The sequence below is a fragment of the Candidatus Methylobacter favarea genome, assembly GCF_902806695.1.
GTDB lineage: Bacteria > Pseudomonadota > Gammaproteobacteria > Methylococcales > Methylomonadaceae > Methylobacter_B > Methylobacter_B favarea.
Genome location: NZ_CADCXN010000126.1, coordinates 1 through 8,344 on the forward strand (window position 1 = coordinate 1; position 8,344 = coordinate 8,344).

7 protein-coding genes and 2 pseudogenes are annotated in these 8,344 nt (G+C 47.3%); 2 read left to right on the forward strand and 7 right to left on the reverse strand.

Annotation, left to right across the window (positions count from 1 at the left end; all coding sequences use genetic code 11):
- Positions 1-732 precede the first annotated feature (732 nt).
- Complete coding sequence (locus HUX64_RS18690) at positions 733-2,673, forward strand: heavy metal translocating P-type ATPase (RefSeq protein WP_174627700.1); 1,941 nt, start codon at positions 733-735, stop codon at positions 2,671-2,673.
- An 84-nt stretch (positions 2,674-2,757) separates the two neighbouring features.
- On the opposite strand, the gene HUX64_RS18695 is transcribed toward HUX64_RS18690, so the two are convergent.
- The 5 genes and pseudogenes from HUX64_RS18695 to HUX64_RS18715 all read right to left on the reverse strand — a co-directional run bounded on the left by HUX64_RS18695 (position 2,758) and on the right by HUX64_RS18715 (position 5,567).
- Positions 2,758-3,267: a lipocalin family protein gene (locus tag HUX64_RS18695; RefSeq protein WP_174627701.1), complete on the reverse strand. Its 510-nt coding sequence runs from the start codon at positions 3,265-3,267 to the stop codon at positions 2,758-2,760.
- Between the two features lie 51 nt (positions 3,268-3,318).
- The gene (locus HUX64_RS18700) at positions 3,319-3,756 is read right to left on the reverse strand and encodes a hypothetical protein (protein WP_174627702.1); all 438 of its coding nucleotides are present in this window, start codon (positions 3,754-3,756) and stop codon (positions 3,319-3,321) included.
- A gap of 816 nt (positions 3,757-4,572) precedes the next feature.
- Positions 4,573-5,055: pseudogene (locus tag HUX64_RS20590) on the reverse strand (transposase); the annotation flags it as partial.
- A 106-nt stretch (positions 5,056-5,161) separates the two neighbouring features.
- The gene (locus tag HUX64_RS18710) at positions 5,162-5,383 is read right to left on the reverse strand and encodes a site-specific integrase (protein WP_174627703.1); all 222 of its coding nucleotides are present in this window, start codon (positions 5,381-5,383) and stop codon (positions 5,162-5,164) included.
- Positions 5,367-5,567, reverse strand: coding sequence for a phage integrase N-terminal SAM-like domain-containing protein (locus HUX64_RS18715; protein WP_174627704.1), 201 nt, complete (start codon positions 5,565-5,567; stop codon positions 5,367-5,369). Before HUX64_RS18715 ends, HUX64_RS18710 begins: the two co-directional genes overlap by 17 nt.
- Before the next feature lie 333 nt (positions 5,568-5,900).
- On the opposite strand from HUX64_RS18715, the gene HUX64_RS18720 reads away from it, so the two are divergent.
- Entirely contained in the window at positions 5,901-6,809 is a 909-nt protein-coding gene (locus HUX64_RS18720; protein WP_174627705.1) for a TIGR01777 family oxidoreductase, read from the forward strand.
- Positions 6,810-7,673: 864 nt separating this feature from the next.
- Here HUX64_RS18720 and HUX64_RS18725 read toward each other — a convergent pair.
- Both HUX64_RS18725 and HUX64_RS19995 read right to left on the reverse strand, forming a co-directional pair.
- On the reverse strand, positions 7,674-8,078 hold the full coding sequence (locus HUX64_RS18725) for a DUF1499 domain-containing protein (RefSeq protein ID WP_246247142.1): 405 nt from the start codon (positions 8,076-8,078) through the stop codon (positions 7,674-7,676).
- A gap of 153 nt (positions 8,079-8,231) precedes the next feature.
- Positions 8,232-8,344, reverse strand: a pseudogene (locus HUX64_RS19995) (IS1 family transposase); the annotation flags it as partial.

The following is an 8,344-nucleotide window of genomic DNA, read 5'->3' on the forward strand; positions in this document are numbered from 1 at the left end:
GCCATGCCCCCTCACTCAAATTACTCGGGTAACGTTTTTTCCGTTTTTTGTGCTCATACTATTTATTTCATAATCAAAATTGATACCTTATGGGCGAAAAGATGAATTTCCAAACAGCTTCTAAGAATCAATCACACATAAAGTCGGCTTGTTGCATCTAACCGAAGGACCTGGCAACATGTCCAAGCCTGCAAGAGCGGGCCTTGTTGCCCTATAAATAGGGATGGAGCGTCCCTGGCGTTTCCAGGCCGAAGCGCATCGGCAGCGCTGTCTCTGTGCAGGCGGCCTTGCGTCCGAACAGACTGCGCCGAGGGTTAGTGGTAAATTCGGCGCGACTTATCTTCCTTCTCTCCAATGTCTGACCTGAAGGCCGAAGGAGCGCCTGCCATCAGCGCAGCAGCGTTGCTTTCGCTGACGCGGATGGGACTGGGGTGCGACTCTCGTCCCGATCATGGCTTCATCCCCAACGCGATCTTACCTTATTGCTTTTATTGAAGATGAAAAATAAGAGATAATTCCGCTTACATACGGGCTTCATCCATGTTTAATATTTCAGGCGCTGCTTTGAAAGCTTATAGATAAGGAGAATCGGGTGAAAGCGATGCGGCATGGATATAAAGGCCTTTAATGATAAAAGGCGATAAAAACCTGGCATTCCTGATGGCTTGTCATGTCCTAAAGTTTTTCCTCAAAGGCTATGACTGGTAGCCCACCAACACATTTATCAAGAATATGACCAGCAGACGGCAAGCGACTTCAACATCAGAAACAATCATCGCTGGATTGAGCCTGCTGGGCATAGGCATTTATCTGGTGCTGCATTATGCGCTTGATTGGGGCCAGGAAATTTATACGCTAACTTTAAACGCTTCATTAGCCTCGGCTGTAGCCCAGCTTTACGAGCGGCAATTTGTCTACCCGATTGCGCTGGTGCAACTGCCGCTGATTGCCGTATTGATGCTTGGCGGTATTCCGCTAATCTATCAGCTCATTATAAAGTTGCTTAAGGGAGATTTAGGCGCTGACCTGCTGGCAGGCATTGCCATTATTACCGCAGTTTTACTGAAGGAATATCTGGCAGGCAGTTTGGTGGTATTAATGCTGTCCAGCGGAGCGGTTCTGGAAGCCTATGCGGTACGCAAAGCCTCGTCGGTGCTTGAGGCTCTGGCAAATCGCATGCCTTCGGTTGCGCATAGAAAATCGGTGGAGGGACTTGCCGATATTTCTACAGAGCAGGTCAATATTGGCGATATCCTATTGATTCTTCCACATGAAATTTGCCCCGTTGACGGCACAGTGGTGGACGGCTCAGGCGCCATGGATGAGTCCTATTTGACCGGAGAACCGTATCTGATGTCAAAAATCAGCGGTTCGCAAGTTCTGTCCGGCGCTATTAACGGCGATTCAGCGTTAACCATTCGCGCGGATAAGCTGGCGCTTGATTCGCGCTATGCCAAAATCATGGACGTGATGCGCGCCTCCGAACAGCATCGCCCAAAACTCAGACGGCTTGGCGATCAATTAGGTGCACTATACGCACCTATAGCCATAGCTATCGCACTGATTGCCTGGGCCGCAAGCGGCGACGTGGTTCGTTTTCTTGCCGTACTGGTGATAGCCACGCCTTGTCCTTTACTTATTGGCATACCGGTTACCATTATTAGCTCGATTTCACTGGCAGCGCGGCGCGATATCATTATCAAGAACCCGGCGATACTGGAAATGATAGGCACGTGCCGAACTGCAATTTTTGATAAAACCGGCACTCTGACTTATGGCCGCCCCTCGCTGACTGCATTGATTACTGGCGATGCCTATAATGAACGGGAGGTATTGACATTAGTTGCGAGTCTGGAAAGCTATTCCAGACACCCCTTATCGGAGGCCATCCTCAAGGCAGCTGAGAAATCAGCTTTAAAACTGCTGGATATTGCCAGTATAAAGGAAATACCGGGAGAAGGACTGGAAGGCAATGTTGCCGGGAAACGGGTTCAGGTAACCAGCCGGAAAAAATTTGTTGAGCAACATCCTGTCGAGGCTGCCTATTTACCACCCATCAGCGGCGGCCTGGAATGTATTGTACTGATTGATGACGCTTACGCGGCGACCCTGCAATTCAGGGATGAGATACGCACGGACAGCTCAACCTTTATCAATCATTTACAACCTAATCATCTGTTTGACAAAGTCATGCTGGTGTCCGGCGACCGGGAATCCGAAGTCCGTTATCTTGCCGGGCGGGTCGGCATTGAACATGTATATTTCAGCCAAAGCCCGGAACAGAAACTGGAATTAGTGCGCAACGAAACCAAAGCGGCAAAAACGGTGTATCTGGGCGATGGCATTAACGATGCGCCTGCCCTGACTGCTGCGACTATCGGCATTGCCTTCGGCCAGAACAGTGATATTACCGGGGAGTCAGCTGATGCCGTGATTATGACCAGTTCGTTATTAAAAGTCGATGAGCTTTTTCATATTGGCGAACGCATGCGTAAAATTGCCTTGCAAAGCGCCTTAGGCGGCATGATATTCAGCCTGATCGGTATGGCATTTGCAGGATTGGGATATCTCCCTCCCGTAGCCGGCGCCATTACCCAGGAGATTATAGATGTATTTGCCATTTTGAATGCCTTAAGGGCGGCCATTGCTCCGAAAATACTTTCAGATTATTAAAAAACTAAAGTACTTTACGAGCTTGCCCTGCGCAAATAATAATTACAAAATCGATAAGCTCGGATAATACATGTGAATACGGTTTCAATCCTGTCTGGCAAATATGAGTTGATCAGTATCAAAGCCTTGCTCCTTAGCTTGCTTTATTAAGCCCTCTAAATCGGCTTTGGGCAGTTGTCTGGTTCGGGATAATATCCATAAATAGGATTTATTGGGGCCTGTTACCATCGAGTAAGCGTAATTTTTTTTATCCAGATTAATAATATTGTAGGCCCCGTAGAGAGGGCCAAAAAAAGACACTTTTAATCTGCCCTTGTCCGCTTGTTCAATAAAATAGCCTTTGCCTTCCGCTTTCTCCCACTCTCGGGTCTGCGGATTCCAGCCGATGTTCAGCACATCGATACCACCGTCAGCGCGCCTGCTGTAAGTCGCTGAAATCTTGTCAAGGCCTTTTTCAAAACGGTTGTCAAGGCGGGCTATTTCATACCATGTGCCCAGGTAGCGGTTGATGTCGAAGTTCTCAACCGGTTTGAGCCCTTCGGGAATTCGGGTACAGCTGGTCAATAACGCTACCATCAGTAGAACTATATTCATGATTACAAGCTCGTTCAGGTTATTGATAATATATTCTATAACGTAACCGAGCTATTTAATTAAGTCACTCGATTCATGAGGCCGGCCAGGACCGTTTTTTTGCCTGGCGGATATTACGCCCAACAGAATAGGGGAGATGCCTGTATAAAGAAAGAATACGTGCAAATTTGAATCTATGGGCATATTGTTGACCGCGCCATAAAATGCCAGATATCCGGTCATCGAGATCAGAAAAGCTCCTGCAACTATAAATATCCGAAACCTTTTACTAAGAAAACAATAGCCAACAAGTATACATTCGGCTATTGCCAGATAAACCATCATTATCCGTAAATTATTCGCTACGGGGCCATACAGTTCTTCGTTAAATTCAAAGAATGGATAAGCCCCTGATACCGGCAAAATGCTCCCGAGCACCAGCACTATAACTGAAATATAAAAATTGATTTCAACAAGAAGTTTGGGACTTGGAAAAGTTGCCATCGTCATATCATTCATCCGCTGCGATAGTTGTCAACAAAAAAAGCCCTCCCTATACAGCTTGGGAGGGTTTATAGAGGAGGACAGGGAATAATGTCATAACTTCTTACAATTTAGAGCACGAAACTTATCGAAAGTTTAAATACTGTTTTTGGTTTAAATTAATTCGTTAGTCAGCAATTACCTGCTGAAAGACCTTGTCAATCTGCCTGGAAAGCAAAGCTTTTATAACGATAACTTAGTGGCTTATGTCAGAATTGTCAAATTATAGCTGTACAATATATGAACAAGAATAATATTCGGTCTTTGTTAGATTTATACAGCTACCCGTTTTATGCATTAAATATTTGATACAAAAAGCCCTAAGGAAACATGCCCTTGGGGATGAAGCCCAAAATCTGGGCGAGGTGTGTTCGCAGGCGCTCCCATGGCCTTTAGGCCGAAGCCTGTAACCACCAAGCCGATTTGATTGACATAACAAATAAGCACTTTATCTGTCGTGCGCGAGCATGGCAGATAAATGTGTGTTGGACTAAGCCGCCCTGGATATTTGGCTTAACCCGCATTCTTTATTAATGGGGATTGTATTGTTTCCGCTCAGGACTGTCTAACACTTATCGACTTTTTTGGGACGTAAGGCTTATTGGCAGCTGACAGCTTAGCGTCTGTTTTATCCTTTGAGGAAAGGATTTTTCCATTTTGCTCGCTTCATCGGTGAGTTTTTGGGTTTTTCATTGCTTTCGGCCGCACGCTATCCCGGACCCCTTTGACGTCTGTCGGCGGGTTGTGCCGTTTGTGGCTTAAGGTTGCCGATAGGTTTATCGCCTAGCCATAATCTATGCGCTTGGGCGCTATCTCTCCGACGACGATCATGCCGGTTGTTTTGCATGGCGGGCAGGACCGCGGTTTTTCAGTGACCGGTACGGTCATGGGCTGATGGTTAATGCCTGCCCGCTGATCTCCTGCTCGGCTGTGGCTTGCAGGCTTCGCCGGATTTGCGCCAGCTTTTGTCGCTCATCGATTGGCAATAAAGCCGTAATGGCGAATGCGCATAAACCCGGTAGTCAGAATATGCCATAAGATGCGCCGCATCAGTTCTTCACCCCCCGACACCCTGACTTTGTGGCGATCATGATCCCGGCAGTCCTTGTAGCGCAGATGCACCAGGTCTTCGTCTATCTGCTGTATCCGCTTGTTGCTGAGCGCGGTTTTAAGGCTGTAGCGGGCCAGATACTGGACCACCGTATCGACCCGGTTGAGATAGGCTTTGGTATACACCACCCAGTCTGTTTGCATGAGCTCATTGAGAGTCGCGTATCGATTTAGGCGACAGGATTACAGCCCGATCCTTAGCGCCTTTGCCTTGCTCCACCCGCAACAGTCGCCGTTCGCCATTCAGATGCCGAACCTGAATCTACACCCGTTTATTGACACGAAGTCCGCAACCGTAACAGGTCGTCAGCAACAGGCAATGCTTGAGATTGCCGTGGGCAGCCAGGATGCGGCTGACTTCACTGCGCATCAGCAGTTCCGGAATGCGCTGTTCCTGTTTAGGTACCAGCAGCTTGACGCCAAAGCTGTCCCGGCCAAAGACGGGCAGATAGAAAAACGGAGCGCGTTCAGATACAACCGGCATGTGGCCGGTGTTCTTTGACCATTGCGAGGAAGAACGCTTCCAGTTCTTCTCCAGACAGGTGATCCGGCGAACGATGATAATACTTCGCCAGTTCGGTGACGGCCATCAGATAACTGCGCTGGGTTCTCGGCGCTATACCACGTACCAGTATGGCGTCGATCATTTTTTGACGTAACGGAGTCATCACATTTCTCCTCTGAAGACTGAGCCACAGTGGTCAATCAGGAGTGGGCGACTTACTGTTACGGAAGGGAAAAATCAGAGCGGCGCCAAAGCCGCCGCGCCGCGGTTTAGTTCAACTAGTCAATATAGGGACGTGGGTACGATATTGATCGCCAAGTAATACTTTAGGGATTCAAGTCGTCCTTATATGCATAATATAGTTAGTTTTTTACTGAAGGAATAATGGCTTATACTTTCACTACCTAAACCGCTTATATAATAGGTCACTTCAACTCTACCGCTATTGACCAGTTAATATTGTGCTATTGAATGCAATGACCGTGAGAGTCTAACCATGAAAATACTAATTACCGGCGGCACCGGTTTTATCGGCAGCGCATTAGTGCGACGCTTGGTTGAACAGGGCCATACAGTCACGGTTCTAAGCCGTAATCCTGCTAAAGTAGCAAAGATATGCGGGCCGGATATTGATGCTCTGGGCGATCTTGACTCGCTTAAAGCGGATGCTTCCTATCAGGTCATTATCAACCTTGCAGGCGAACCAACTTTTGCAGCCCGCTGGAGCGAGGCTCGCAAACAGCTGATCAGAAATAGCCGTATCAAACTGACTGAACGGTTAATAAAATGCATAGGCCGGATGGCTGTTAAACCCGAGCTGTTAATCAGCGGCTCTGCAGTTGGCTATTATGGGGATCAAGGTGATACCGTACTAACAGAGCAATCCCGCCCCAGCCCGAATTTCTCGCAGCAACTGTGCGCAGATTGGGAAGATGCGGCCAAAAAAGCCGAACAGTTCGGAGTTAGGGTCTGCCTGGTCAGAACCGGCTTGGTACTGGCCCCCGGAGGAGGATTGCTGCAACGCATGCTGCCGCCTTTTCGTTTAGGTCTGGGCGGACGTCTGGGTGATGGCGGGCAATGGATGTCATGGATTCATCGCCAGGACTGGATCAATATCGCCCAGACCATGATGGTCGATACTTCCATGGACGGGCCCTATAACGCGACATCTCCCAATCCCGTTACCAATAGCGAATTTACGCGCGTTTTATCGCACTGTTTGAAGCGGCCTGCCTTGGTGCCGGTTCCGGCCTGGCTGCTGAAAATGCTGCTGGGTGAAATGTCGGAGCTGGTATTGGGCAGCCAGCGCGTCATACCTGAACGTCTGCTGGAAAAAGGTTTCACTTTTCAATACTCTGATCTTGCTTGCGCATTAACTCAGGCATTATCCAAAGACCACGAATAACTCATTAGCCTGAAAATATTAACCTCTTATTAATACGAAATGATCTATCCCTTAGAACGTATTTTAAAAGCGCCAAAAACAAATTAAAGGTTTGATAAGATCAAGGTATTTCAATCTTACCTGACTAAAAAAGACAAGCCGCTAAAAAGCGTTATCCAACTGATCTGAATAAAAGACCTTGGGATATCCTTAAAGTATTGCTGCCCAATGCGCTGGCTGGCGGGAGCCCATCGGCAACTTCATTACGGCTAATAATGACTGCCATATGGTAGGGATTGCGTTCAAGTGGCGCAGGGCGATTATTATCCCCCATCAGTTTCCGCCCTGGGAAACGGTATATGGTTATTTTTAAAAGTGGACACAGGAAGGCCTTTAGCCGCGTATAGCTGACACCTTACGAGCCGATGTTCGGGGTAAGGCGGGACGCCGCCCTGCCACTGCGGCTAGTCTGGCCAGTCAACGTGTAAAGCAACTGCATTAGCAGGTGAAAAAGGCTATGGCGCAGGTAAGAAGATACCAGGACGTAAATGTCATAGGCGGGTCGGTACCTGGGGTTATGGTAGGGTGTCATAGCGACAGCCGCTTATATAGCCATGATTAATCTGATGCTACAGAGGCCCGATAGATAAGACTTTTAAAATACGTTCTTAAAAGCAGACAGAGGCTATTTAACTTGCACAAGCATAAGCAATAGCCGGTGCCGGGCCATGGCAATTGACCGGGGCTGCGCATTACTCTAAAAAGCAGTCAAAATTTTATAAAGCAGATGGTTACGTTTGACCCCTGCCTAAATCAGTACCTGCTTTCGTCAAATCGGACAGGGATGGTTGTCAGGCTTTATATCGGGCGATCTGACAAGCAAATTTAATCGATAACATGAGCCTGTTGCAACTTCGAACGCAGCGCTTCCATGCGCCTGCGATTAACGCCAAAATCACTGTAACCGGTTCGGGATGCAGAGCGGATATGAATGAGTTTCGCATTGTGGTCAATGACCACATCAATATCATCCACAAAGCGAAAAACTAGGCTGGCAGCCTCGGCATGCAAGGTATTCCCGGTTTCCTGAGTGATAAGCGTGCGGCTTTGGCCTGCAAGCGCTTGTTTAAGAGCCTTCCATGCATCTTCAGTTTTGCCGCTGATTTTAAACGGGGCAATAAAATGATCTTTATCCGTTGCCTGACTTGAAACGCAGTTGGGGCTTTGCGGGCATGCTGCCAATTTCATTTCCAGTTCCGGATTGCCTTTGGAATTTGCAAGTAGGGTCATAAAAATAATATAAAAAATAAACTTGAATTTCATAAGAAGTATTAAAAATACTCTAAACCATGAAGGCTACTACTAATCCTATTTGTAGTTTTATTATATAAATGGACTACTAGACAATTATTATGTATGCACATTATGTTTTGGTATTGCTAATTAACTATAGATAATCTCATTATTTCTTTTAGCCATCAGAAGCCTTACGGAATATTCCAACATCTTTTGGCACTTGCTGTAGCATTTTGACTTGCGGCGCAACCTGGCAAGGA

Bases quoted from the DNA above. Each gene is read 5' to 3' on its own strand.
- HUX64_RS18690 (WP_174627700.1), top strand. From the start codon at position 733: ATGACCAGCAGACGGCAAGCGACTTCAACATCAGAAACAATCATCGCT.
- HUX64_RS18695 (WP_174627701.1), bottom strand. From the start codon at position 3,267: ATGAATATAGTTCTACTGATGGTAGCGTTATTGACCAGCTGTACCCGA.
- HUX64_RS18700 (WP_174627702.1), bottom strand. From the start codon at position 3,756: ATGACGATGGCAACTTTTCCAAGTCCCAAACTTCTTGTTGAAATCAAT.
- HUX64_RS18710 (WP_174627703.1), bottom strand. From the start codon at position 5,383: ATGCCGGTTGTATCTGAACGCGCTCCGTTTTTCTATCTGCCCGTCTTT.
- HUX64_RS18715 (WP_174627704.1), bottom strand. From the start codon at position 5,567: ATGACTCCGTTACGTCAAAAAATGATCGACGCCATACTGGTACGTGGT.
- HUX64_RS18720 (WP_174627705.1), top strand. From the start codon at position 5,901: ATGAAAATACTAATTACCGGCGGCACCGGTTTTATCGGCAGCGCATTA.
- HUX64_RS18725 (WP_246247142.1), bottom strand. From the start codon at position 8,078: ATGACCCTACTTGCAAATTCCAAAGGCAATCCGGAACTGGAAATGAAA.